Annotated in this window: 18 protein-coding genes; 12 read left to right on the top strand and 6 right to left on the bottom strand. The window is 39.3% G+C overall.

The annotated features are described in order from the left end of the window. Positions 1-109 precede the first annotated feature (109 nt). Both HORE_RS10855 and HORE_RS10850 read left to right on the top strand, forming a co-directional pair. Positions 110-2,074: a methyl-accepting chemotaxis protein gene (locus HORE_RS10855; RefSeq protein ID WP_015923813.1), complete on the top strand. Its 1,965-nt coding sequence runs from the start codon at positions 110-112 to the stop codon at positions 2,072-2,074. A 272-nt stretch (positions 2,075-2,346) separates the two neighbouring features. Then, positions 2,347-3,147 (top strand): fumarylacetoacetate hydrolase family protein, encoded by an 801-nt coding sequence (locus HORE_RS10850; RefSeq protein ID WP_015923811.1) that lies wholly within the window; start codon positions 2,347-2,349, stop codon positions 3,145-3,147. A gap of 116 nt (positions 3,148-3,263) precedes the next feature. Here HORE_RS10850 and crcB read toward each other — a convergent pair whose 3' ends face one another. Continuing rightward, positions 3,264-3,632: a fluoride efflux transporter CrcB gene (crcB, locus tag HORE_RS10845; RefSeq protein WP_015923810.1), complete on the bottom strand. Its 369-nt coding sequence runs from the start codon at positions 3,630-3,632 to the stop codon at positions 3,264-3,266. Between the two features lie 16 nt (positions 3,633-3,648). Then, positions 3,649-4,251 (bottom strand): helix-turn-helix domain-containing protein, encoded by a 603-nt coding sequence (locus tag HORE_RS12570; protein WP_015923809.1) that lies wholly within the window; start codon positions 4,249-4,251, stop codon positions 3,649-3,651. 231 nt (positions 4,252-4,482) lie between these two features. On the opposite strand from HORE_RS12570, the gene HORE_RS10835 reads away from it, so the two are divergent. From HORE_RS10835 to HORE_RS10825, 3 genes are all read left to right on the top strand, one after another. Beyond that, positions 4,483-4,701, top strand: coding sequence for an aspartyl-phosphate phosphatase Spo0E family protein (locus HORE_RS10835; RefSeq protein ID WP_041606110.1), 219 nt, complete (start codon positions 4,483-4,485; stop codon positions 4,699-4,701). A 101-nt stretch (positions 4,702-4,802) separates the two neighbouring features. Continuing rightward, positions 4,803-5,585, top strand: coding sequence for a tRNA 2-thiocytidine(32) synthetase TtcA (locus HORE_RS10830; RefSeq protein WP_015923808.1), 783 nt, complete (start codon positions 4,803-4,805; stop codon positions 5,583-5,585). A 95-nt stretch (positions 5,586-5,680) separates the two neighbouring features. Then, positions 5,681-7,918 (top strand): heavy metal translocating P-type ATPase, encoded by a 2,238-nt coding sequence (locus HORE_RS10825; RefSeq protein ID WP_015923807.1) that lies wholly within the window; start codon positions 5,681-5,683, stop codon positions 7,916-7,918. Between the two features lie 354 nt (positions 7,919-8,272). Here the strand turns inward: HORE_RS10825 and HORE_RS10820 are convergent, their stop codons facing one another. From HORE_RS10820 to HORE_RS10805, 4 genes are all read right to left on the bottom strand, one after another. Next, positions 8,273-8,650, bottom strand: a complete 378-nt coding sequence (locus HORE_RS10820) for a RidA family protein (RefSeq protein WP_015923806.1) — start codon at positions 8,648-8,650, stop codon at positions 8,273-8,275. 190 nt (positions 8,651-8,840) lie between these two features. Beyond that, positions 8,841-10,154: a sodium-dependent transporter gene (locus tag HORE_RS10815; RefSeq protein ID WP_015923805.1), complete on the bottom strand. Its 1,314-nt coding sequence runs from the start codon at positions 10,152-10,154 to the stop codon at positions 8,841-8,843. 213 nt (positions 10,155-10,367) lie between these two features. Beyond that, complete coding sequence (locus HORE_RS10810; protein WP_015923804.1) at positions 10,368-11,756, bottom strand: tryptophanase; 1,389 nt, start codon at positions 11,754-11,756, stop codon at positions 10,368-10,370. Between the two features lie 59 nt (positions 11,757-11,815). Then, positions 11,816-12,481: a helix-turn-helix transcriptional regulator gene (locus HORE_RS10805; protein ID WP_015923803.1), complete on the bottom strand. Its 666-nt coding sequence runs from the start codon at positions 12,479-12,481 to the stop codon at positions 11,816-11,818. A 411-nt stretch (positions 12,482-12,892) separates the two neighbouring features. On the opposite strand from HORE_RS10805, the gene HORE_RS10800 reads away from it, so the two are divergent. The 7 genes from HORE_RS10800 to nifJ all read left to right on the top strand — a co-directional run bounded on the left by HORE_RS10800 (position 12,893) and on the right by nifJ (position 25,491). Continuing rightward, positions 12,893-13,924: a LacI family DNA-binding transcriptional regulator gene (locus HORE_RS10800; protein ID WP_015923802.1), complete on the top strand. Its 1,032-nt coding sequence runs from the start codon at positions 12,893-12,895 to the stop codon at positions 13,922-13,924. A gap of 62 nt (positions 13,925-13,986) precedes the next feature. Beyond that, positions 13,987-15,279, top strand: coding sequence for an ABC transporter substrate-binding protein (locus HORE_RS10795; RefSeq protein ID WP_015923801.1), 1,293 nt, complete (start codon positions 13,987-13,989; stop codon positions 15,277-15,279). An 83-nt stretch (positions 15,280-15,362) separates the two neighbouring features. Next, complete coding sequence (locus tag HORE_RS10790; RefSeq protein ID WP_015923800.1) at positions 15,363-16,436, top strand: carbohydrate ABC transporter permease; 1,074 nt, start codon at positions 15,363-15,365, stop codon at positions 16,434-16,436. Further along, positions 16,429-17,295, top strand: coding sequence for a carbohydrate ABC transporter permease (locus HORE_RS10785; RefSeq protein WP_015923799.1), 867 nt, complete (start codon positions 16,429-16,431; stop codon positions 17,293-17,295). Before HORE_RS10790 ends, HORE_RS10785 begins: the two co-directional genes overlap by 8 nt. A 69-nt stretch (positions 17,296-17,364) precedes the next feature. Further along, a complete protein-coding gene (locus HORE_RS10780; protein ID WP_015923798.1) occupies positions 17,365-19,386 on the top strand; it encodes a methyl-accepting chemotaxis protein in 2,022 nt (673 codons plus the stop codon). Positions 19,387-19,407: 21 nt separating this feature from the next. Continuing rightward, positions 19,408-21,717, top strand: a complete 2,310-nt coding sequence (locus HORE_RS10775; protein ID WP_015923797.1) for a glycoside hydrolase family 65 protein — start codon at positions 19,408-19,410, stop codon at positions 21,715-21,717. Positions 21,718-21,951: 234 nt separating this feature from the next. Continuing rightward, a complete protein-coding gene (gene nifJ / locus HORE_RS10770; protein ID WP_015923796.1) occupies positions 21,952-25,491 on the top strand; it encodes a pyruvate:ferredoxin (flavodoxin) oxidoreductase in 3,540 nt (1,179 codons plus the stop codon). The last annotated feature ends 69 nt before the right edge of the window (positions 25,492-25,560 follow it).

The following is a 25,560-nucleotide window of genomic DNA, read 5'->3' as shown; positions in this document are numbered from 1 at the left end:
TTTAGATAAATTTATCAGGACTATAAATATATTGAAATTATTACAGTATACAGAAAATTATATGCAGTATAAATTAAAAAATATTTTAGTTACATAGGAGGGATAATATATGAATCTAAATAAGAAATTCAAGGTAAAATTAATGCTATTTATTATTGTATTAATGCTTATACCAATGGCTATTTTCGGGTACATATCTGTTACTGAAAAGATAGACATCCTGGAAGACAGGACATATAATACCAATATGCAACTCGCCGAAAGCCTGGCTAAAGAGGTTGTTAATGTTGTCAAGACCAGTGAAGATATTATAAAGATAGTGTCAAAAACAGATGCTGTTAAAAGTATGGACCCGGAATTAATGGAAGATATTTTAATGAAAACAGTCAACGAAAATGAGTATTTAGCCAATGTATATGTAATGGATAAGACAGGAATGCAAATATTTAAGACAGAAGGTTCACTCGGAAACAGGTCTGATAGAAGTTATTTTCAGAAGGCTATCAGGGGCGAGAGTGATTTCTCTGAGGTTATGATATCCCGCAGCCGGGGTGTTCCGATAGTTGTATACGCCCGTCCGATTACAAATAATGGGGAGATAGTGGGAGTTATTGGAGCCAGTGTTGAGCTCGGTATCTTAAGTGAAATTGCCTCCCAGGTAACTCCAGGTGAAAATGGATATGGTTTTATTGTTGAAAACACTGGAAAGATAATTGGCCATCCTGATCAAAAATTTGCCGAAGATATGTATGATGCCTCTGAATTAGAACCGGTTAAAAATGTTATTAAGGGTAAAAAAGATGTCGGGGAATATACTTATGAAGGGGAAGATAAACTTGCTGCTTATGTCCCTATTGAAAGGACAGGCTGGGGTACAGTTGTCCAGTTACCGGCTGATGAGGCTTTTTCTGAGGTGGGTACTGCAATCCGTTCTTCATTAACTATAATTGCTGTAGCCATTTTGGTTGGAGCAATAGCGGCGTATTTAATGGCCCGTTTTATAACAACCCCGGTTCTGGAAGCTGTAAAATTTGCCAGTCAGATCGAGAAGGGAAACCTTAAGCTTGATACCCTGAAAGTTAAGAGCGGGGATGAAATCGGACAGCTTTCCCGGGCCTTAAACAATATGTATAAAGGGTTAAAGAATATTATTTTAAAAATTATGGATATTTCAGAACAGCTGGCTTCATCCAGTGAGGAGCTTTCCGCTTCAGGTGACCAGGTTGGGGAAACTGCCGGGCAGGTAGGAAGTGCTATCCAGAATGTGGCCTCCGGGGCCGAAGAACAGAGTGCCCAGATTGAAGAGGTAAACAATAAGATGAATGACCTGAAGAACCTTGTCGACAGGATGGAAAAAATGTCATTTAGTATGAAGGATGCCTCAGATGAGGTTGTTTTAAGTATAAACAAAGGTAATGAATCTGTTTCTGAAGCCATTGATAAGGCCAATAATGTAAAGGATACGTCCCTTGAAGTTGCTCAACTGATTAATAAACTTGGTAAATTTTCAGAGGAAATAGGAAATATTGTAGAATTAATTAATGGTATTTCAGCCCAGACTAATTTACTTGCTTTAAATGCTGCTATTGAAGCAGCCCGGGCTGGAGAAGCCGGCCGGGGTTTCAGTGTTGTAGCTGAAGAAATCAGAGAGCTGGCTGAAGAATCCGGGGAGGCTACTGAAAAGATATCAAATATAATTGGCCAGATAAGGGATAGTGTCGCCGAGGCTGTCAACAAAATGGAGGAGAGTGCCCGGGTAGTAGATGACAATGTTGCTACCATAGAACAGACCGGTAAGGCCTTTAACGAAATTGAGGGGTCTGCCGATAAACTTAATCAGTTTATTGAGACTGTAGCTAAAAATGCTACCGAAGTTACTACCATTAGTCAGCAGGTCAGTGAGGCTATAGATGATGTAGCTGCTGTAAGCCAGGAAGCTGCCGGCAATTCAGAAGAAGTTGCTGCCTCCAGTGAAGAACAGATTGCGGCTACTGAGGAGATTGTGTCCGGGGCTAAACGACTGGCAGACCTGGCAGAAGATTTAGCCGAGGCCGTAAGTCAGTTTGATGTTTAATTTAAAATAGTATAATTTCAGTATCCAGAGAAAGATACACAGGGCTTTTGCCCTGTGTTTTTTAATGTACAGACATTTTACACCAGTGTTTATTATAATGATCGGGTGTCAACAATCATTAAAATTTTCAGTAATTAATGGCAAAATGTTGTTTTTTAATACCAGTCATTGAGGCTTTTTTTACCTTCTGGATAATTATGGCCGGGGACCGCTTTGTTCATAATTTACATCCCAAAAAGGATATAAATAAAAACAGGAGAAATAAATAGATAATGCATTATAATTATAGGTATGGAGGTGGGAAGAAAATTAAATTTGTAAGGTTTTTATTTAAAGGGGAAAAATATTATGGATTGCTAAAAAAGGACAGGGTAATTCCCATCAAAGGGGATCCATTCTCTGGCTGGGAAGAGGATGGTAGTAAGACATATTCAGTTGCTGATGTAAAATTTTTGGCTCCGTGTCAGCCGTCAAAAATTATTGCTGTTGGTTTAAATTATTATGACCATGCCCGGGAATTAAATATGGAGATACCTGAAGAGCCTGTTATTTTTTTAAAACCCCCTACATCAGTAATAGGTCCTGAGGATTATATTATATTACCTGAACAGAGTGGAAGGGTTGATTATGAAGCCGAACTGGCTGTTGTTATCCAGAAAGAGGCCAGAAATGTTTCACATGAAATAGCAAAAGATGTAATTCTGGGGTATACGTGTGGCAATGATATTACGGCCAGGGACCTCCAGAAAAAGGATGGACAATGGACAAGGGCAAAATCTTTTGATACATTTTTACCTTTAGGTCCTGTGATTTCAGATGAATTTAAACCCGGTAGTGGTAGGATAGAATTAAAGGTGGATGGGGAAGTGAAACAGGGTTCAAATACTGACCAGATGATTTTTGATGTCTATGACCTGGTTGTTTTTATTTCCGGGATAATGACCTTGAAACCAGGGGATGTTATCATCACCGGGACTCCGGGGGGGATTGGCCCTCTAAAAGAGAATAGTAAAGTGGAGGTTTATATAGAAGGTATCGGTAACCTGGTTAATTATACAAAAAGGGGCGATTAAAAATCGCCCCTGCTTTTATGGAGGTTGTATTTTTGGTTATTAAGCTTTAAAAAAGTAAATTCAGGGTGTTTATACCTTAAATTTTTCCCTTTATAGCAGGTATACTTTTATAATAGTTATATTAGTTTGCCCAGATAAATTCCCATAAAAACAAAAAGTAAACCTAAAAATAGATTAGCAAAGATATTGAGTCCTGCTGTAGGAATGTTATTCTTTATAATCAGAGAAGCTGTTTCATAACCGAAAGTAGAAAAGGTTGTAAAAGCCCCTAAAAAACCGGTTGTTAGACCAACTTTTATTCCAGGATGAATATTTTTTTCTAAAAATATGCTCATCAGCAGGCCAAGCAGGAAGGAGCCGATTACATTTGCTAATAAAGTCCCATAGGGCATTAAACCCTCCCATTTGGTTTCTGCCCATCTGGTAATTCCATAACGGGCCAGGGCTCCTAAAAAACCGCCCAGACCGATAAAAATCAGGGTCATAGTATAAATCCTCCTTTTAATTTACTTTGAAAATTACCATAATTATTTGACCGATTATGTCAAGTTCTTTTTGACTTGCAAACAGTGGAGTATAGTCGGGATTATCAGCCTGGAGTATATATAAATTATCATTTTTATATACCCGCCTTATGTATAGCTCATCTTTATATATTGCCACTCCGACAGCTCCATCTTTAAGGTGTTTTTGCCTTCGTATTAGTACCAGATCCCCTGGATGGATTCTGCTGTTGACCATGTCATCTTTTTCAACCTTAAGATAAAAATATTTCTGGTTAATTGAGTTTCTGGAATAATAATTGATGAGTTTTTCCTCACAAATTATCGAGTTGTCATCCCCATTAAAGTTATTGTTATCAAGATAGGGGATTATACCCAGTTTTCTATTCAGATCTTCCAGGGGCGAATGGTCCAGAAGATAGTCAGTTGATACGTTGAAAAAATCTGCAATTAATAGTAGTTTATCCAGTGATGGTGTTCTTTCTCCCCTTTCATACATAGCCAGTAATGAAAAAGATAAGTTCAGTTTATTACCCAATTCCCGTAAGGTTAAATTTTTTTCTTTCCTTAATTTCCTCAGTTTCTGACCGAACTTTTCCATAAAGTCCCCCCTAGCCCAGGGTTATTATACCATATTTATAATACCCATTGTGTAAACAAATAGTGCAAATATATACATAAATAAATAATATTTGTAAAAATGGTTAATCATAAATTAACAATAAGTTAATAATTAAAGGCAATTTTAATATTGATAAAATTGCACAAATAGTGTACAATATGATTATAGAATCTGTAATTACTGATTATTAAGTATAGGGGGGTTATAACCATGGATAAGAAACATATTAAGGAGCTTATGGATGCAATTGAACAATTACGTCAGGAACTACACCAGATAGCTGCCGGGAAAGAATTTCACCAGGATAGAAGGATTCTTGAAAAAAGTCAAGAATTAGATAAGATGTTAGCTGAATATTACCGGTTACTAAAAAAAAGAAAAATAGTAATTAACTATTTCCAGCTCTTATCCAGAGTCTTCCTAGATTGATTTTTCTGGTAGTAAATGTGACCATGAAACTGGTTTATATACTTGTATACTAATTGACATTATTAATAATCATTGAAGCATTATTAACTGGAGGGCTATCAATGAAATTAAGACTTCCTAAAAGATATGTCAGAAAGGTTTCCAGGGCTATTACAGAATTTGACATGATTGAAGAGGGGGATAATATTCTGGTAGGGTTATCGGGGGGCAAAGATAGTTCGTTTTTATTATATGTCCTGGCCCTGATTAACAGATATGCATCCCTGGACTTTCGATTAGCAGCTCTTACGGTAGATCTTGGTTTTGATGGAGGAAAGAATTATTTTGATTATCTAAAAAATTACTGTGATCGGCTGGGTGTTAAATACTATGTATTAGAAACTGAGATTGCCAGCTATATTCTCAGTGAGAAAACTGAAAAACCATGTGCCAGGTGTGCCCATTTCAGAAAAGGGGCTATTGTAGATTTTATGAAAGAAAATGGTTTTAATAAGATTGCCTATGGGCATCATTATGATGATGCTGTAGAAACCTTTTTGATGAGTATTCTTTATGCCGGGCAGGTAAAAACCTTTTTACCGAAGACATATCTTTCCAGGAACGAGGTATATGTTATCAGGCCCCTTGTTTATTTACGGGAGAGTGAAATTATAAGAGCCCGGAAGTACATGGATTATAATCCCCCGGAGAGTCCCTGTCCCTATGATGGCCAGACTACCAGGGATAAGGTTAAAAAATTGCTCAGAGAACTGGCCAGTGATAAACAGATTTTTTACAATATTGCTGCTGCCATGAGGGAAGGTTCTGTTATTGACCTCTGGCCGGAAAAACCCCCCCAGGAAGAAATTATTGAAAGATCTAAAAAGCTATGGACATCTAATTGACTTCATTTTCATTGACACTTCTAACCTGTATATTATATACTAATATTGAATATATGAATAATTGTTCAAATATGAGATAAAAAGGGTTGATAACTATGTTGACTAATTTAAAAACCAGGCAGGAAACATTACCCCATAACAAAAAAGAGGGATTATCTTTCATTAAAAAAGAATATATGTTAGAGGGGCTTTTCTGTGCCAATTGTGCCGGCAAAATAGTACAGGAAATAAAGGAGTTGCCGGTGGTTTATGATGCCACTTTAAACCTGTCAACGGGCCGGTTGATAGTATTTCTTAAAAAACAGGCGGATTTTGAAGCTGGTCTGCTTATAAGTCAGGTCCAGGAAATAGCTGACAGGATAGAACCTGGTTTAACGGTAAAACCATCAGGTCAAAATGAAAATCAAAACCGGACAAATAAAGCTGGAGAGACCAGCACACTTAAAAATAAGATAACATCTGAAAATGAAGGGAAACATCAAAGTTATGATCTGCTACTTATATCAGGTATACTCCTGTTTGCTTTAACCCTTTACTTTGATTACAGAGGCTTTGATTTTGTTCCCTTTGGTATACCTTTACTCTATTCAGTGGCCTATTTGCTGGTGGGAAGAAGTGTATTAAAGTTAACTATTTATAATATTGGAAAAAGGAATTTTTTTGATGAGAATTTTTTAATGACCGTAGCTACCCTGGGGGCCTTTGGTGTCGGTGAATTTGCTGAAGGTGTTTCTGTAATGTTATTTTATAAAATAGGTGAATACCTGCAGGAAAGAGCGGTCAAGCGTTCCCGCCGTTCTATTAAAGAGATGATGGATTTAAAACCCGATTATGCCAATCTAATTAGAGAAGGCAAAATAGTTCAGGTATCCCCCGAACAGGTAAAGCCTGGTGATAAAATAATAATTAAGCCCGGGGAAAGAATTCCCTTGGATGGAAGGGTTATAAAGGGAAAGTCAAGGCTGGATACTTCTTCATTAACAGGGGAATCAGTCACCAGGGCGATTAATAAAGGTGATAAGGTTCTGGCCGGAGCTATAAATAAGAACAGTGTCTTGACTGTTGAGGTTATTAAAGAATACCGGGAATCAACGGTTTCCAGAATCCTGAATCTGGTTGAAGAGGCGAGTAATAGAAAAGCGGCCACAGAGAAGTTTATCACTAAATTTGCCCGTTATTATACTCCAGCAGTAGTCGGAATTGCTGCTTTTATTTCCCTCATCCCTCCCCTGATCTTTCCCGGGAGTAGTTTTAGTAACTGGCTATACCGGGGCCTTGTGTTTCTTGTAATTTCGTGTCCATGTGCCCTGGTTATTTCAATACCCCTGGGCTACTTTGCCGGGATTGGCCGGGCTTCACGGGATGGTATCCTGGTAAAAGGGGGTAATTACCTGGAAGGGTTGGCCAATATAACCAGGGTTATTTTTGATAAAACAGGGACCCTTTCCCGGGGGGTTTTCCGGGTTCAGGAGGTTTCGGCAACGGGGAATTATACCGGAGAGAAACTATTAAAACTAGCGGCCACAGCAGAGTATTATTCTCATCATCCTGTTGCTGATTCCATTAAGGAGGCATATGGTAAGGAACCCGATTTAGTAAATATTGAGGGGTATAATGAAATACCGGGACAGGGGATTGAGGCAACCATAAATGGGAAAGAGATTCTGCTCGGTAATAAGACCTTAATGGAAAGAGAGAAGGTTATCGGATTTAAAGAGGCAAGTGGTGAAGGAAGTATTGTTTATGTTGCTGTAAATAAAGATTATGCCGGTTATATTATTATTTCTGATGAATTAAAGTCAGATTCTAAAAAAGCCATCAGGTCTCTTAAAAAACTCGGTATTGAAGATATAACCATGTTTACAGGTGACAGGGAAAAAACAGCGGCTGCTGTCAGTAAAAGATTGGGGTTAGATAATTATGAGGCCAGTTTATTACCCGGTGATAAGGTGGCCAAACTTGAAGAGGTATTAAATGGGACCTATCACGGGCGGGTTGCCTTTGTGGGTGATGGTATTAATGATGCCCCGGTTCTGGCCCGGGCTGATATCGGTATTGCCATGGGTGGTCTTGGTTCAGATGCTGCCGTTGAGGCTGCTGATGTGGTTATAATGACAGATGAACCATCTAAACTCGGGAAAGCAATTTTTATTGCCAGGAGGACCAGAAGCATAGTCTGGCAAAATATTGTAATGTCGCTCGGGATAAAATTTTTAATTCTCGTAGCAGGTTTATTTGGTCTAGCTACTATGTGGGCCGCTGTTTTTGCAGATGTCGGGGTTGCTCTGTTAGCGGTACTCAATTCTATCAGGGTTTTAACTTTAAAAAAGTAACCTTAAAGTAATAACTTTAAACTAGATGAACAAATAAAATATCATCAACGTAGGTATAACGTCAAAGCACAATTTTGTGGTTTTTATACCTTAAAGTAACTACTTTAAGGTATATGAAAACGGAAGGTTAAATTAAACAGGGTTTAAGGTTCCTAAATATGACCGGAATAACAGGGAAAAGGGTTAAAGAGATATTACTTTAATAATACTAAAACCCGCAGGCTAACTGCCTGCGGGTTTTCTTCTGGTAAACATCAACTTATTAGTAAAATCAAAGATCCATATTATTAAAAGATGTAGGTATTATCAAAAGATGTAAATCTTTTATAGAAGAATATCTTTAACCTTCTCGTACTAAACAAGGGCGATAGCTTCAATCTCAACCTTAACATCTTTTGGTAAGTGGGCTACTTCAACACAGCTTCTGGCAGGGTAAGGTTCATTGAAAAATTCCTGGTAAACTTCATTAACCAGGCCAAAATCGTTAATATCATCAATAAAAACAGTGCATTTTATTACTTTGTCCATACTGCTGCCTGCTTCTTCGAGGATATTTTTTATGTTTGTAAGGGACTGGCGGGCCTGTTCCTGGACATCTTCACTAACCAGTTCTCCTTCAGGAGTAAAGGGAATCTGACCACTGGTGAAGATCATGTTCCCCACTTTTATAGCCTGGGAGTAAGGTCCAATTGCAGCTGGACTTTTGGTGGTATTAATTTTTGTTTTTTCCATATTTACACCCTCCTAAGTAAAGTTAAAGTCCTGTTAAGTTATATATAAATCTATTATAGTAATATATCTATTATAATTATACATTTAACATTAAAAAAAACAAAGCCAGTTATTGAAAAAACCAGAATTAATTCAGGTTTTTGTATAATAAATGCCGGCCGTTTTAATTGAACGGCCAGCATTTTTAATTTTAACCAATACCACCATATACAACACCGAGAATCAGCACAATTAGAGCTACAGCCACAAATACATATTTAGCGAAAGGTTCCCACCATTTACCCAGGGGTCGTGAAGAACCCCGGTTAATTTCCTGCCTGGCTTTAGAAACACCGTAAACCCAGAAAAAGACGAAGGCTGCTAAAACGGCCCCGATAGGCACCAGATAGATGGTGACAAAATCAGCAAATTTACCAAACCAGGCCATGTTTGTATCCAGGGGTAACCCTATAATAAAACCAAGTAAAGCGACTATCAGGGTGCTTTTTCCCCTGCTTAAATTTAATCTGTCCATCATGGCTTCAACAGGTACTTCCATAAGGTTTACAGCAGATGATATAGCGGCAAATACGATACTTAAGAAGAAGAGGACACCAAAGATATATCCACCCGGCATTGCCTTGAAAATGTTAGGCAGGGTTATAAAAAGAAGTGGTGGTCCTGCCTGAGGGTCAAGACCGAAGGCAAAGACAGCCGGGATAATGACAAAGGCAGCCAGCAGGGAAGCACTGGTATTAAAAGCAACTGTCTGCAGGGCTGAAGATGGAATATCTTCATCTTTTCTCAGATAACTACCGTAAACCAGCATAGCAGCTCCACCCAGGGATACGGTAAAAAAGGCCTGTCCCAGAGCCATTACCCAGGTAACCGGCTGTAATAGCTTTGACCAGTCTGGAACCAGCATGAATTTAACACCTTCCATGGCACCACCCAGGGTTAAGGATCTGATCATCAGGATGATTAATAGAATAAACAGGGTAGGCATCATAAATTTATTGGTTTTTTCAATACCCTTTTGAACACCAAGTTTAACTATTGCCAGAGTTAAAATTACAGCCAGGGCATGCCACAGGATACTGGCACTATTACCGGCAAACTGACCAAAGTAGTTTGCAATATCCATACCGACAAAGGAATTAGTTAAAGCCAGGACAAAATATTTTAATATCCAGCCAACTACGATAATATAGAAGATAAAAACTCCACTTACACCTAGAACAGGTAAGGTTCCGAGGGTTGCCCCCAGAGAAGGGTTTTTATCTTTAAAGACATTTTCGAAGGCTCCTATGGCCCCTTTCTGCTGGCTTCTCCCGAAGGCGAATTCCTCCATTAATCCGGTGCTGGCCAGTCCAAATACAAAGATAAAATAGGGAACTAAAAAGGCAGCACCTCCATATGCCCCAAGCCTCCATGAAAACATCCATATATTACCCAGTCCTATCGCAGCACCAACACAGGCCAGAATAAATCCAATTCTACCGGTCCATGTTTCTCTTTGATTCATTAATTTTCCTCCCTACTCTAATTTTTTTGATAATTTTAAAAAATATTAATAAAAATAAAACCGAACCGTGGGGATAGATTAATGGGGCATAACCATATTGTCTATTTAGTCTCGAAGTAATATAGTACAGGAATATAGTATAGAAGCAATATAGTATAGAAGTAATATAGTCCCGGGGCCCGGAGTAGGCCCCGGGAGTAAATAAACTATGACCTAGCCCTCAACAGGTTTTAATCTGGCAGTAAAGTGTCTTAAAATTTCAGGTTCATAGGTGAACTCCAGTCCTTTTAATTCTTCAGCTTTATCTTTGATTTTAATTAATCCCTGGGCGACAAAGTCCATATGATTATTGGTGTAAACCCGCCTTGGAATAGTCAGGCGAAGTAGTTCAAAGGGAGATTCTAATTGCTCACCTGTCTCTGGATCTCTACCCAGGAGGAAGGAGCCAATTTCTACTCCCCGGACTCCTGATTCCAGATAAAGGGCATTACCCAGGGCCTGGGCCGGGAACTGATAATAGGGGATATGGGGCAACATTTTTTTGGCATCTACAAAGACAGCATGACCACCGGTCGGATACTGAATGGGGATTCCAGCTTCCCTCAACTGTTCTCCCAGATATTCGACCTGGCCAATTCTATATTCAAGATAACTTAATTCTATACCTTCTTTAAGTCCCCGGGCCAGGGCTTCCATATCCCTTCCGGATAGACCACCGTATGTCGGGAAACCTTCAAGAGGTACAACCCGGGAGCGAACCTGGGTGTATAAGTCTTCATTATCCTTGATACCGATTAAACCACCCATATTAACAATGGCGTCCTTTTTAGCACTCATGGTAAAACCTTCTGCATAGCTGAACATTTCCTGGACGATTTCTTTGATGCTCTTGTCGGCATACCCTTCTTCTCTCTGTTTAATAAAGTAGGCATTTTCAGCATAACGGGCAGCATCGATAAAGACCCTGATTCCATATTTTTTAGCAACTTCACTGACTTCTTTTATATTTTTCATGGACACAGGTTGACCACCGGCACTGTTACAGGTGATAGTAATAATTATAAAAGCGACGTTTTCAGCACCCTTGTCTTTAATAAAACCTTCCATCTTTTCGATATCAAAATTCCCTTTAAAGGGGTGGTAGATTGTTGTATCCCGTGATTCTTCAATTACAAAGTTCCGGGCTCGTCCCCCGGCCAGTTCAACGTGGGCTTTTGTGGTATCAAAATGCATATTACTTAAAACATACTGTCCTTTCTCCTTAATTAATAGGGGGAAGAGAACCTGTTCTGCCCCGCGGCCCTGGTGGGTAGGAATAGTATAATCGTAATTAAAAATATCTTTTACAGTTTCTTCCAGGTGGAAATAGTTACGGCTTCCGGCATAGGATTCATCACCCAGCATTAGTCCTGCCCACTGATTATCACTCATTGCTCCGGTACCACTGTCGGTGAGGAGATCGATATAAACTTCATTTGATTTTAAAGCAAAGAGGTTATAGCCTGCTCTTTCCAGTGCTTTTTTTCTTTCTTCCTTTGGAATCAGGTTAATAGGTTCTACCATCTTGATTTTAAAGGGTTCAGGTTTAATTTGTTTTTTCAAAGTAATTCCCTCCTAAATTTTTTAATATTTTTTGACCCTGACCTTTATTACCGCTGCATCTACTCTCTGCTAGCACTCACCCTGGACTCATCTAAATAGTTATAAATGGTGTACCGGGAAACATTTAAAGCCTCTGCCAGCATATCAACCGCGCCCTTAATATTAAATATATTGTTTTTATCAAGGTAAGATACTATCTTAAGTTTATCTTCTTTGGTGAGCATAGGGACAGGTTTATTCGCCTTGTTTAAACTATTTTCAATCATTACATGAAGAAAGTCTTCAGCATCTTCAGGGAATTTTTCTTTGGGTTCTTTTTTCTTTTCTACGGTTGAAATTTCTCCAAGGAAATTCTGGGCCATTTTAATACTGGTTAAATCGATATTGATACACAGGGCTCCTATAACTTCTCCTTTTTCATTTTTAATGAGGACCGTTGACGATTTAAGCTGTTTACCGTCTCTGGTTCTTGTTATATAATTTAACTCCATATCAGTTCTGTTCTGGTAATAACCATTAATAAGGTCTATTAAAAAATCAGTAGAAGGTGAGCCCACTGTTCTATTGGTTATATGGCTATTTTCAATAGCAATAATAGATGATTCTGTTTTAGTGACATCATGTAAAACTATTTCAAAATGTTTTCCAAGGGTTTTACCTAAAGCCTTGACTACAGGAATATAACTCCTTAATATTTCTGGAATTCCTTTATTTTCAGGGCTCACAAAGCTATATGTCACCTCCTTTTTGTAAAACTAATATAAGTAAGTGATAAGTAAACCAAAAATAAATACCAATAAAAGCTACATATAAAAGCTACATAAGTTATAACAGGAAAAATAAGTAATCACCTGGTTTTTATTTTAAAATTTTCAAACGACTAAAAAAATTAATACTGACATTTTTCTTTAAATTCATTATATTAAACAATTTACAAAAAATCAAGTAGTATTACAAATTTTTAATAAACCAAAATCATGTAAAATAAGCCATAGAATAAGCCATAGATTGAGGAAAATTATAATACAAAAAATTTTTAAAAAATTTAAATAAAAAAGAAGGAATTTTGGATTTTGTCTTGAAATATATAAATGAAATGGATTTCATTATATAGGGTTAAAAGGGGTTAGATACATATGGCTGTAACAATGAAAGATGTTGCAAAACTTGCAGGAGTTTCCCCGAGCACCGTATCCCGTGTCCTTAATAACAGTTCCCTGGTTAAAGAGGATACGGCGCGGAGGGTAATGGAAGCTGTAAAAAAACTTAATTATGAAATAAATGATCAGGCCCGTATACTCCGTACTAACTCAAGTCGATTAATCGGGATGATCGGGGCTGGAATGGAAAACCCATTTCTGGCCAAGGTTCTTAAAGGTGTTGAGAATGAAGCCAGGCAGCGTAATTATAACATTATATATGGTGATTCTGATGGAGAGCTTAAACTTGAACTAAAATTTCTAAAAATTATGAAGCAGCGGAAAATTGACGGAATAATTATAATTTCAGCAAATATATACAGTAGCCTCCTGGAAAAGGTTAAGGAAAGTGAAATACCGGTGGTATTTGGTTCAGGTTATATTAATGATCCTGATATTTCCTGTGTTACCGTGGATAACGTAACTGCAGCCTATGAAGCGGTTGATTATCTGGTCAATAATGGCCATAAAAAAATAGGTGTTATCCAGGGTCCTTATTCAGATGCGGTGGCTAGTGCTGAAAGAATTAAAGGTGTTAGACTTGCCTTTAGAAATCATGGAATAGAGTTAGACGATAAGCTAATTGCAGAGGGAGATTATACTTTTGAAAGTGGTTATACAGGGGCAAAGGAATTATTATCAAGGAATAATGATTTGACCGCTATTTTTGCGTTTAATGATGAAATGGCAATAGGGGCTATCCGTTATCTTCAAGAGTCGGGAATTTCTATTCCCCGTGATATTTCAGTAATTGGTTTTGATGGTATTGATTTATCTAAATTTGTTAAACCAGCACTTACTACTGTAGAACAATCTGGTTATGAGCTGGGGAGTAAAGCTGTTGAAATGCTGGATAGTTTAATTCAGGGCAAACCCCTTTCAAATAATAAGATTTTTATTCCCCATAAACTTGTGGAAAGGGAAAGCACCGAAATGCATTTCGGGGAGGTGGTAGGTAAGAGGAGGTGATGACTGGCAATTGATTTTAATTAATAGTTAACTTTAAAAATTACTAAAGGGGGAGACAATTAATGAAAAAAGGGTTATCTTTAATACTTGTTATTTCATTAATGCTGGTATTAAGTAGTGTTGTTTTTGCAGAAGAACAGGTTGAAATTACAATTGCTGGTGGTAGTGTAGGTATCGAGCTCGACCTGACCAAAGAAGCAGCTCAATTATATATGGAAAGACACCCCAATGTAAAGGTTAATGTACTGGACACACCTGATTTAGCCAATGACAGGCTCGGGTTATATCTTCAGTTTTTGGAAGCAAAAAGCCCCAAAATTGACGTCTACCAGATTGATGTTATCTGGCCCGGGGATTTAGCTGAACATTTTGTTGATCTTTATGAGTATGGGGCTGAAAAATATGTTGATGATCACTTCCAGCCTATTGTAGAAAATAATACTGTTGAGGGCAGACTGGTAGCTATGCCCTGGTTTACTGATGCCGGTCTTCTTTACTACCGTAAGGATCTTCTTGAAAAATATGACCTGGAAGTCCCCAAAACATGGGAAGAATTAGAAAGGGCGGCCAAGATTATTCAGACCGGAGAAAGGGCTGCCGGAAACCAGGACTTCTGGGGTTATATCTGGCAGGGTAATGCTTATGAAGGTTTAACATGTGATGCCTTAGAATGGGTTGCCTCCAATGGTGGAGGAACTATTATCAGTCCTGACAAAAAAATTACTATTAACAATGAAAAGGCAATAGAAGCCATCGAAATGGCCGCTGACTGGGTAGGCTGGATTTCTCCTCCAGGAACAACTGGTCTTGTTGAAGAAAGCACCCGTAAGATGTGGGAAGCAGGTAATGCCGCCTTTATGAGAAACTGGCCTTACTGTTATAAACTTGGTAATGCTGAAGGGTCTGCCATCAAAGGCAAGTTTGATGTAGCTCCCCTACCGGCCGGTGATAGTGGTAACGGGGCTGCTACCCTCGGTGGTTGGAACCTGGCTGTAAGCAAGTACAGTGAACACCCTGAAGTTGCCGCTGATTTTGTTTTCTTCCTGACCGGTTATGAAATTCAGAAACTCCGGGCTACCAAAGGTTCCTTTAATCCGACCATTAAAGCCCTTTATGAAGATGAAGAAGTCCTGGAAGCTAACCCCTTCTTTGGTAAGCTTTATGATGTTTTTGTAAATGCTGTTGCCCGTCCTTCTACTGCCACTGCTCCTAACTATAATGAAGTCTCCAGGTTATTCTTCCAGGCTGTACATTCAGTCCTTTCTGGTGAAATGGATGCCAGGACTGCAGTGGAATACTTAGAATTAGATCTTCAGGATTTAACCGGTTTTGAAATTGGTGAACCTCAAAAATAAAAAGAGATGCATTTAGACACAATAGTGAATTCAGGGGCCTCTTAAAAGGGGCCCCCCTACTTGCTATATAAAGGAGGTATACTATGGCTAAATATGGCAGTTCAAGCCTGGCTAAAAAAGAGCAGCAGCTTGCCTATAAACTGCTGTTACCTGCTTTTATAATCTTGATTTTAATTGCTTTTTATCCTCTAGGCCAGGTTTTTTATACCAGCTTAACTGATAAAACCTTTGCCACTACCAAAGAAACTCATTTTATCGGGCTTGAAAATTATAAAGAACTCCTCGGTATTACCATCAAGGAACTTAAACCAATAATTGATGAAGAAACAGGAGAACAGAAAATTGACCCCAGGACCGGTAAACCCCAGTATCAGAGACCAATCAGGGTTTTACCGAGACGACCAAGGCTATACCGTCCCCTGAGCCAGTTTCAGATTTTTGGAAAACGTTTTGTCATTGGAGCAAGCAATCCTGATTTTATCAGCTCTATCTGGAATACCCTGGTCTTTACAGTTTTATCGGTATTACTGGAAACAATTCTGGGACTTGGTATTGCCCTGGTGGTTAACAGTAAATTTAAGGGACGTGGTGTTGTTAGAGCTGTTATGCTCGTGCCGTGGGCGGTAATTACAGTTGTGTCTGCCCGGATGTGGCAGTGGATGCTGGAGCCCACCCGGATCGGTCTTTTTAATACTGTTTTCGATAAACTAGGTATAGGTGATGGGAATATCGCTTTTCTGTCAACACCGGAATTACAGTTACCTTCTTTAATAATGGTTGATGTCTGGAAAACCACTCCTTTTATGGCCCTGCTTCTTCTGGCCGGGTTACAGCTGATACCTGATGAATTATATGAAGCAGCTGATGTTGATGGGGCCAGTAAATTACGGCAGTTTTTCTCAATTACGTTACCCTTATTAAAACCGTCTCTGGCAGTAGCACTTGTCTTCCGGACTCTGGATGCTTTAAGGGTATTTGATATATTTCAGGTTATCCTGGCCCAGAAAAGATATTCAATGGCCAGTTTTAATTACTATCAGTTAATAAATGCCCGTAATATGGGACTGGCATCTGCCATCGGGGTAATAATTTTTATCCTGATCTTTATCTTTGCTATTGTCTACATCAGGATGCTAGGAGTTGATGCTGATGACTAAACTAAAAAATCTATCACTTAAGAAGGTAGTATTTTATCTGGTTTTGACTGTGGTAATTTTCTATCTGCTTTTCCCTTTTTACTGGGCTGTTAATACTTCTTTTAAGTCAGAAGCCCAGTTGTCTATGACCCCGGCAACTTTTTTACCTGTTGATCCTGAAACAGGAGAGGTTTCTTTTTATCTCCGTAATTATGAAGCGGTCTTTGAGGATGACCAGTTTATGAGGGGACTTTTAAATAGTACCATTGTAGCCGGTTTTACAACTTTACTTGCTTTACTTGTTGGTTCCTTTGCGGCCTTTGCCCTGGGTAAACTCAGGTTTAAGGGGAAACGGCCTTCCCTTTATGTAATACTGGCCATGACCATGTTTCCTCAGGTGACGGTACTTTCAGGGTTATATGCTGTTATCAATTACCTGAATCTTGATGCGATTTTAAGTATGATTTTAAGTTACATGCTTTTTACCTTACCTTTTACAACCTGGGTTATGACTGCCTTTTTTAAGGATTTACCTATTGAGATTATGCAATCAGCCCAGGTGGATGGGGCTACCCCCTTCCAGACATTCAGGATGATTCTCTTACCACTTACAGCTCCGGCATTAGTTACTACCGGGTTACTTTCTTTTATTGCAGCCTGGAATGAATATCTTTTTGCCCTGACCTTTACTTCAATAGATGTTAAGGCCAGGACAGTTCCGGTTGCTATTCAGTATTTTGCTGGTAATTTTGCCCGTCAGGAACCCTTCGGGGAGCGGATGGCAGCAGCAGTAATTGTAACTATCCCTATTGTAATCCTGGTTTTAATCTTCCAGAGGAAGATAGTCCAGGGTTTAACTGCAGGAGCAGTCAAAGGTTAATATATATTTCAGAGCTACCCCATAGGGAATTTAAAAAAGGCTAAAAAACCTTAAGAGGTGGGGAGCAGGATGAAGAAGATCAGTTATAAAATAATGGCTGCTATTGCAGTTATATCATTAATTGTGGCCCTCAGCACTGGGGGTTATAGTATTTACAAAAGCAGCAGGGTTATTCAAAATGAAGCCAGGGATAAGCTTCTTTTACTTACTGAAAGTAAGGTAGGTTCTTTAAATAATTTGATTACAGCCATAGAAAGTGGAGCAGATGGTCTGGCAACTGCCCTGGCAGCTACTTTTAAAGAAGAACAGATGAGGAGTAGTAGGTTATATGTGATGGTTTATAAATCAAAGGTAGAACCAATTTTAAAACAATTTTCTGATACAAACCAGCATATAATCAGGTCATTTTTTATGGTAAATCCGGAAATGATAGGGCGTAATTTTGTAATAGAATATTCCCGGGATACGGGGACTAAAGATGCTGAACAATCTCTGGAAGACCTGACTTCAGAAAAGTCAAAAGAAAAGGTTGCCTGGTATGAAGAAGTAGTAAAAATAAAAGAAGGGAAATGGTTTAAGAAAAAAACAGATGATGTAATTTCATATCGTAAACCTGTATACAAAGACGGTAAAATCATCGGGGTAGTCGGTTTTGATATTGATTTTTCAATATTCAGAGAAACGGTTAGCAAAATTAAGGTATTTAAGAGTGGTTATGCCTTTTTACTTGACAATAATTACCGGTACCTTGTAGCTCCACCTATTAAACCAGAGCAAAGGGATTCTATAACAAAAGAGATAACAGAGACCAGTTCCCGATTTATTGATTATAAAGAAAACGGGGAAGCCCGGTTTATGGCCCATGTACCCCTGTTAAATGGATATATTCTGGGTATTTCCCTGGCTAGAAGGGATATATTAAAGGAGATGTTTGATTTAACCAGGATTCTGGTTACCCTGACCGTACTGGAAATACTGGTGGCGGTTATAGTTGCTGCCTATATGGGACGCAGAATCGCTAAGCCTATTGTAAAATCTATTGATTTCGCCCAGTTGATTGCCAGTGGAAATTTAGCAATTGAACCCCTTTCTTATAAATCTTCAGGAGAGACGGGTATTCTCATCAGGGCCCTTAACAGAATGTATACAAATTTAAAGGAAATTATCACCCACGCCATTAAGGTAACAGGGGAGTTGACTTCTTTTATACAGCAGTTATCCCGGGCCGGTGATGAGGTTGAAGGTATTTCAAATGAAGTTACTAAGTCTATCAGGGAGCTGGCAGTAGGGGTTGAAAAACAGGCTGAAAGTGTTGATGAAATTAACCTTGAGGTTCAGGCCTTATCCCGGGAGATTGATGGCCTGCAACAGGAAAATAACCAGGTCAAAGAGGTCTCCCAAAAAATGAATAAGGCGACCCGCTCGGGACAGAAGAGGATGAAAAAAGTTGAGGGTCAGATGGAAGAGATTAAAAACTTTGTCCAGGAAGTAGCTACCGATATCGGTGCCTTAGAAGATATCTCGGTTGAGATTGATTCAATTCTGGAGATTATTAATAACATTGCCGAGCAGACCAACCTGCTGGCCTTAAATGCAGCTGTGGAAGCAGCCCGGGCCGGTGAAGCGGGTCGAGGTTTTGCTGTTGTCGCCGATGAAATCAGGGACCTTGCTGAAGAATCATCGAGCTCAGCTGATAAGATAAGAAAACTGGTTGAGAAGATAAAAACAGAAACCATGCAGGCGAGCCAGAAAATGTCTGAAGGTGTTAACAGAATCCAGGAGGGTGAAAAGGCTGTGAAACTGGCTGACAGGGCCTTTATGGAAATTAATCAGGCCCTGGTTGAGGTTAACCGGGGTATTGAAAAAGCCACCGGGCTGGTAGATAAAGTAAATGAAAACAGTAGTCATATTGCCGAAAACCTTGATAATATAGCTAATTATGCTGAAGAGAGCTCGGCAAGTAGCCAGCAAATTGCTACAGCCAGTAATGAACAAGTTAATTCACTGACAAAATTTATAAACATGGCTAAATCCTTATCTGAACTATCCAGGCAACTTGATGATATTATAAAAAGCTTTCAATTGAAATAAAAGGAGGGATCTAAATATACCATGGAATTGAAAAACAACTTATACACAGAAACAGGATGGGAAATATTTGAAAGAGAATATGAAGATGAGCAGATGGTTACTACCGGTAGTAACTATCTTATAGGTAATGGTTATCTGGGATACAGGGGAACCTTTGCTGACTGGACTGCTAATGAGTATGTAGCCTGTATAGTTACTGATACTTATGATATGGCTGATGGGAAATGGCGTGAATTATGTAATGCTCCCAATGGACTTTATACCAGACTTGAAGTAGATGGGGAAAGAGTAACCATTAACAAAGGTGAGATCAGTAATTACAGAAGAGGGCTAAACCTGAGAGAAGGGTTATACTCAGAGGAATTTACCTGGAAGGGTAATAAAGGGAATAAAGTCCATATTGAAACAGCCCGTTTTGCCAGTTATCACAATCTTCATTTAATTCCCTTCCGTTATAGCTTTACCGTTGAAAAAGAAGCAGAAATAACCCTGGTTACCGGTATTGATGGAGTGGTGTGGAGTTTAAACGGTGAACATTTTAAAAAATATGACCTTAAAAAAATAGACAAATATCTGGCTATTGAAACTGTTACCGGAGAGAGGGGGATCCAGCTTGATGTAGTTGAAGGATATAGACTTGATGGTGCTACTCCCCGGTTTGAAAAAATAATCAAAGAAGACAGGAAAATATTAAGGGAATTGAAATTCAAACTAAGTCCCGGTACCAGGGTTGTACTGGAAAAAGTTATAAGTATATATTCGAGTAATGATATCAAGAATCCTTTAGACCAGGCCCAAAAAGATCTGGAAAAGGCCCTTCAGTCTACTTTTACTGAGCTTAGAGAAAAAAACAGGGCTAACTGGATAAATTTCTGGAATAGAACCGATATAAAAATTAAGGGAGATTTAAAGGGGCAAACAGCTCTTCGATTCAATTTATATCATAACAGAATTGCGACCCCTGCCCACAGTGATAGGTTACCCATCGGGGCCCGGGGGCTTTCATGTCAGGCTTATCAGGGGGCTGCCTTCTGGGATCAGGAAATCTTTAATATGCCTATGTTCCTTTACACCAGTCCTGAAACTGCCTGTAATATTTTGAAATACCGTTACCACACCCTTGATGGGGCCAGAAAAAAGGCCAGAAAACTGGGTTACAGGGGTGCTTTTTATGCCTGGGTCAGTGGAAAAACTGGTGAAGAATTATGTCCCTCATATTTCTTTAAAGATGTTATTAGTGGGCGGAAAATTCATAACCATTTTAATGACTGGCAGATCCATATTTCACCTGATATTGCCTATGCCATCTGGCATTATTTCCAGGTTACAGGTGACTGGAATTTTATTGTTAATTACGGAGCTGAAATGATTTTTGAAATATCCCGGTTCTTATATTCCCATGCTTATTTTAAAAAAGACAAAAACAGGTTTGAGTTTATCAGGTTGTTGGGGCCTGATGAATATCATGAAAATGTTGATAATAACGCCTTCACCAATTATCAGGCTAAATATACCCTGGAGCGAGCTCTTGATATTTATAATAAAATGAAAGACGAGAATAAAAAAGAGCTGGAATACTTAATGGAAAAAATAGAGTTAACGGAAAAGGAAATTGAAGACTGGAAAGAGATGGCTGAACTTATTTACCTCCCTCAACCTGATGAAGAAACTTTATTAATAGAACAGTTTGATGGCTATTTTGATCTAGAAGATACCCGCCCTGATGAGCTGGAGAAGAGATTGTTAGACCCTGGTGAGTACTGGGGTTGGCCCAATGGGGTGGCTGTGGAGACCCAGGTTACCAAGCAGGCTGATGTTATCCAGTTATTCTGCCTCCATAACATTTTCAGTAAAGGAGTTATGAAGGCTAATTATGACTATTATGAACCCCGGACCCAGCATGGTTCTTCATTGAGCCCGTCAGCCTATTCCATTATAGCCAGCCAGATAGGTTATGTAGAGGAAGCCTACAGTTATTTTATAAAATCCTGTACTATTGATCTTTATAACACAAACAAAGCTGTCAGCGGGGGCACTTTTATTGGAGGAATTCATACAGCAGCCTGTGGAGCAGCCTGGCAGATGGTGGTATTTGGATTTGCCGGGTTAAAAATAGATAATGATAATCTCAGTTTTAATCCAGTTTTACCCTCTAAATGGGATGAAATTAACTTCCCCCTTCAATATAAAAATAACAGATTTAATGTAGTAATTACAAAAAGCCAGCTTAAAGTTAAATCATCAGAAGAAAATAAAGAAACACAAAAAATTAGATATAAGGATGATTTAACTGAAATCAGACCAGGGGATGAAGTAATTATACCATTTTAAAAGGGGCACCCGGTAAGGGTGCTCTTTTTAACTTACTTTAAAGGGAAAATGGTAAAAGAAAATTATTTCATATTTAATTAAATTTCAGAGCCTATAATTGATATTTCCGGTTAATGATTTTCCCCTTAATTTTCGGAAATTTTGTAAATTTGACAGGGTTTTTTAATTGTAATATACTTAAGAAGGATAAAATTATCATTAATATATAAATACTATGGGGGGGAATTAGAAATAATGGCTAAAACAATGAAGACCATGGATGGGAACACTGCTGCTGCCCATGTTGCCTATGCTTTTACAGATGTAGCAGCCATTTACCCCATCACTCCATCTTCACCAATGGCCGAATTGGTTGATAAGTGGAGTGCCCATGGTCGTAAAAACATTTTCGGTCAGACGGTAAAACTTACTGAAATGCAGTCCGAGGGAGGAGCTTCTGGTGCGGTACATGGTTCTCTGGCTACAGGGGCCTTGACAACTACCTTTACCGCGTCCCAGGGCCTGTTACTGATGATTCCTAACATGTATAAGATCGCTGGCGAGTTGTTACCCGGGGTTTTCCATGTTAGTGCCCGTACTGTAGCAACCCATGCCCTTTCAATTTTTGGGGATCATTCTGATGTAATGGCCGCCCGTCAGACTGGTTTTGCTCTGTTAGCATCTGGAAGTGTCCAGGAAGTAATGGACCTCGGTGGTGTGGCTCACTTAGCTGCTATTAAGTCCAGAATTCCGTTCTTACACTTTTTTGATGGCTTCCGTACTTCTCATGAGATTCAAAAAGTTGAAGTTATGGACTATGATGACTTAGCTAAGTTAGTCGACTATGAAGCTGTAGAAAACTTCAGGAAAAATGCCCTGAATCCTGAGCATCCTGTAACCAGAGGTACCGCTCAGAATCCTGATATTTTCTTCCAGGCTCGTGAAGCATGTAACAAGTTCTATGATGCTGTACCTGATATTGTAGAAGATTATATGAAAGAAATTACCAAACTAACCGGAAGAGAATATCACCCCTTCAATTACTATGGAGCAGAAGATGCTGAATACGTTGTAGTGGCAATGGGTTCTGTAACTGAAACCATTGAAGAAACAATTGATTATCTTGTTGACAGGGGAGAAAAAGTTGGTGTAATTAAGGTTCATCTCTACCGTCCCTTCTCTGAAAAATACTTCTTAAAAGCTCTACCTGAAACCGTTAAGAGGATTGCCGTCCTCGACAGGACCAAAGAGCCCGGTGCTGTGGGAGAGCCCCTTTATGAAGATGTCAGGAGTCTTTTCTACGGAAAAGAAGATGCTCCTCTTGTTATCGGTGGACGTTACGGCTTAAGTTCCAAGAATACTACACCATCCCATATTAAAGCTGTATTTGACAACTTAAAAGCCGATGAACCAAAAGACCACTTCACCGTAGCTATTGTAGATGATGTAACTAATACCTCAATTCCTGTTAATGAAAAGATTGATACCACTCCTGAAGGTACTAAATGCTGCAAACTCTGGGGCTTTGGCTCTGACGGTACGGTAGGTGCCAGCAAGAACGCTATCAAGATTATCGGAGATAATACTGATATGTATGCCCAGGGTTACTTCTCCTATGACTCCAAGAAATCCGGTGGGGTTACAGTATCTCACCTGAGGTTTGGTGAGAAGCCCATTAAATCCACCTACCTTGTAGAAGAAGCAGATTATATTGCCTGTCATAAGGAATCTTATGTAGATAAATTTGATGTTCTTGAAGGATTAAAAGATGGAGGAACCTTTGTCCTCAACTGTACCTGGTCTAAAGATGAACTCGAGGAGAAACTCCCTGCCAGAATGAAGAAATACCTGGCAGAACACAATATAGATTTCTACATTATCAATGCTGTTGATATTGCTTCTAAAGTTGGTCTCGGTGGCAGGATTAATATGATCATGTTAACTGCCTTCTTTAAACTGGCCAACATCATTCCTGTTGATGATGCTGTTAAATACCTGAAAGACGCTATTAAGAAGACCTATGGACATAAGGGTGACAAGATTGTTAAGATGAACTGGGAGGCTGTTGACCAGGCCCTTGATGCCCTTGTGAAAGTTGATGTTCCTGCTGAATGGGCTAATGCAAGTGATGAAGCAGCTGCTACCAAAGAAGAAGAATTACCTGAGTTTGTTGAAAAGGTTGTTGAACCTATTAACAAGCAGAAAGGTGACGAACTGCCTGTCAGTACTTTTGTGGGCCGGGAAGATGGAACCTTCCCACAGGGAACTGCTGCTTACGAAAAACGTGGAATTGCTATTAATGTGCCTGAATGGCAGATAGATAACTGTATTCAGTGTAACCAGTGTGCTATGGCCTGTCCTCATGCAGCCATAAGGCCCTTCCTGCTTAACGAAGAAGAGGCCAATAAGGCTCCTGAAGGGTTTGAAACTAAACCTGCCATCGGTAAGCAGCTCAAGGGACTTCAGTACCGTATCCAGGTTAGTCCATTAGACTGTACCGGTTGTGGTGTCTGTGCTGAGGTATGTCCGGCCAAAGAAAAAGCCCTGGTTATGAAACCATTCAATACCCAGGTTGAAAAAGAAGAGAAAAATTGGGACTTTGCTGTTTCTGAAGTATCTGTTAAAGATGACTTAATGAATAAAGCTACTGTTAAAGGAAGCCAGTTTGCTCAGCCACTTCTCGAATTCTCCGGTGCCTGTGCCGGCTGTGGTGAAACTCCCTACGCTAAACTGGTTACCCAGTTATTCGGAGACAGGATGTTAATTGCCAATGCTACTGGTTGTTCTTCTATCTGGGGTGGATCAGCACCATCTACTCCTTACACTACTAACGAAGAAGGACATGGACCTGCCTGGGCTAACTCCCTGTTCGAAGATAATGCCGAGTACGGATATGGTATGTATCTTGGCATAGAACAGATGAGGAACAAGATTGCCGACCTGGCTAAAGAAGTAATCGATATGGATCTCGACAGTGATCTCAATTATGCCTTAAATGAATGGCTTGAAAACAAAGATAAAGGTGAAGAATCCAAAGTTGCCACTATTAAACTTATACCACTATTGAAGAAATATAGTGACAATGAAAAAGTTAACGAAATCCTGAAACTCAAAGATTACCTGGTTAAGAAATCCCAGTGGATTTTCGGTGGCGATGGCTGGGCTTATGATATTGGATATGGTGGCCTCGACCATGTACTTGCTTCCGGTGATGATGTAAATGTTCTTGTATTCGATACCGAAGTATACTCCAATACCGGTGGTCAGTCTTCCAAGGCTACACCTACTGCTGCTGTAGCTAAATTTGCCGCTTCTGGTAAGAAAATCAGGAAGAAAGACCTCGGTATGATGGCCATGACCTATGGTTATGTATATGTGGCCCAGATTGCCATGGGCGCCAATATGAACCAGGCCCTGAAAGCAATAAAAGAAGCAGAAGAATACCCAGGCCCGTCCCTGATTATTGCATACGCACCATGTATTAACCATGGTCTGAAAGAAGGTATGGGCTGCAGCCTGAAACAGGAAAAGAGGGCTGTAGAATGCGGTTACTGGCATCTGTATAGATACAATCCTCTAAGGAAAGAGGAAGGCAAGAATCCATTTATGCTGGATTCTAAAGAGCCTACTGGTGATTTCAAAGAATTCCTGATGAGTGAGGTACGTTATACTGCTCTCCAGAAGACCTTCCCTGAAATCGCTGAAAAATACTTTGACATTGCTGAACAGGATGCCAGAGAAAGATATGAGACCTATAAACGTCTTGCTGCTGCTTTTGAACCCGATAATGAGTAGTGGTAAGGAATTAATAAAACCGGCAGGTTATAACCTGCCGGTTTTTTCTTTGATTATATGTTTCTTTGT

It is taken from the genome of Halothermothrix orenii H 168, from assembly GCF_000020485.1.
Classification (GTDB): domain Bacteria; phylum Bacillota; class Halanaerobiia; order Halanaerobiales; family Halothermotrichaceae; genus Halothermothrix; species Halothermothrix orenii.
The sequence above is the reverse complement of the archived record's forward strand: the minus strand, read 5'-3'. Positions and strand labels throughout refer to the sequence as shown.

Bases quoted from the DNA above. Each gene is read 5' to 3' on its own strand.
- HORE_RS10855 (WP_015923813.1), top strand. From the start codon at position 110: ATGAATCTAAATAAGAAATTCAAGGTAAAATTAATGCTATTTATTATT.
- HORE_RS10850 (WP_015923811.1), top strand. From the start codon at position 2,347: ATGCATTATAATTATAGGTATGGAGGTGGGAAGAAAATTAAATTTGTA.
- crcB (WP_015923810.1), bottom strand. From the start codon at position 3,632: ATGACCCTGATTTTTATCGGTCTGGGCGGTTTTTTAGGAGCCCTGGCC.
- HORE_RS12570 (WP_015923809.1), bottom strand. From the start codon at position 4,251: ATGGAAAAGTTCGGTCAGAAACTGAGGAAATTAAGGAAAGAAAAAAAT.
- HORE_RS10835 (WP_041606110.1), top strand. From the start codon at position 4,483: ATGGATAAGAAACATATTAAGGAGCTTATGGATGCAATTGAACAATTA.
- HORE_RS10830 (WP_015923808.1), top strand. From the start codon at position 4,803: ATGAAATTAAGACTTCCTAAAAGATATGTCAGAAAGGTTTCCAGGGCT.
- HORE_RS10825 (WP_015923807.1), top strand. From the start codon at position 5,681: ATGTTGACTAATTTAAAAACCAGGCAGGAAACATTACCCCATAACAAA.
- HORE_RS10820 (WP_015923806.1), bottom strand. From the start codon at position 8,650: ATGGAAAAAACAAAAATTAATACCACCAAAAGTCCAGCTGCAATTGGA.
- HORE_RS10815 (WP_015923805.1), bottom strand. From the start codon at position 10,154: ATGAATCAAAGAGAAACATGGACCGGTAGAATTGGATTTATTCTGGCC.
- HORE_RS10800 (WP_015923802.1), top strand. From the start codon at position 12,893: ATGGCTGTAACAATGAAAGATGTTGCAAAACTTGCAGGAGTTTCCCCG.
- HORE_RS10795 (WP_015923801.1), top strand. From the start codon at position 13,987: ATGAAAAAAGGGTTATCTTTAATACTTGTTATTTCATTAATGCTGGTA.
- HORE_RS10790 (WP_015923800.1), top strand. From the start codon at position 15,363: ATGGCTAAATATGGCAGTTCAAGCCTGGCTAAAAAAGAGCAGCAGCTT.
- HORE_RS10785 (WP_015923799.1), top strand. From the start codon at position 16,429: ATGACTAAACTAAAAAATCTATCACTTAAGAAGGTAGTATTTTATCTG.
- HORE_RS10780 (WP_015923798.1), top strand. From the start codon at position 17,365: ATGAAGAAGATCAGTTATAAAATAATGGCTGCTATTGCAGTTATATCA.
- HORE_RS10775 (WP_015923797.1), top strand. From the start codon at position 19,408: ATGGAATTGAAAAACAACTTATACACAGAAACAGGATGGGAAATATTT.
- nifJ (WP_015923796.1), top strand. From the start codon at position 21,952: ATGGCTAAAACAATGAAGACCATGGATGGGAACACTGCTGCTGCCCAT.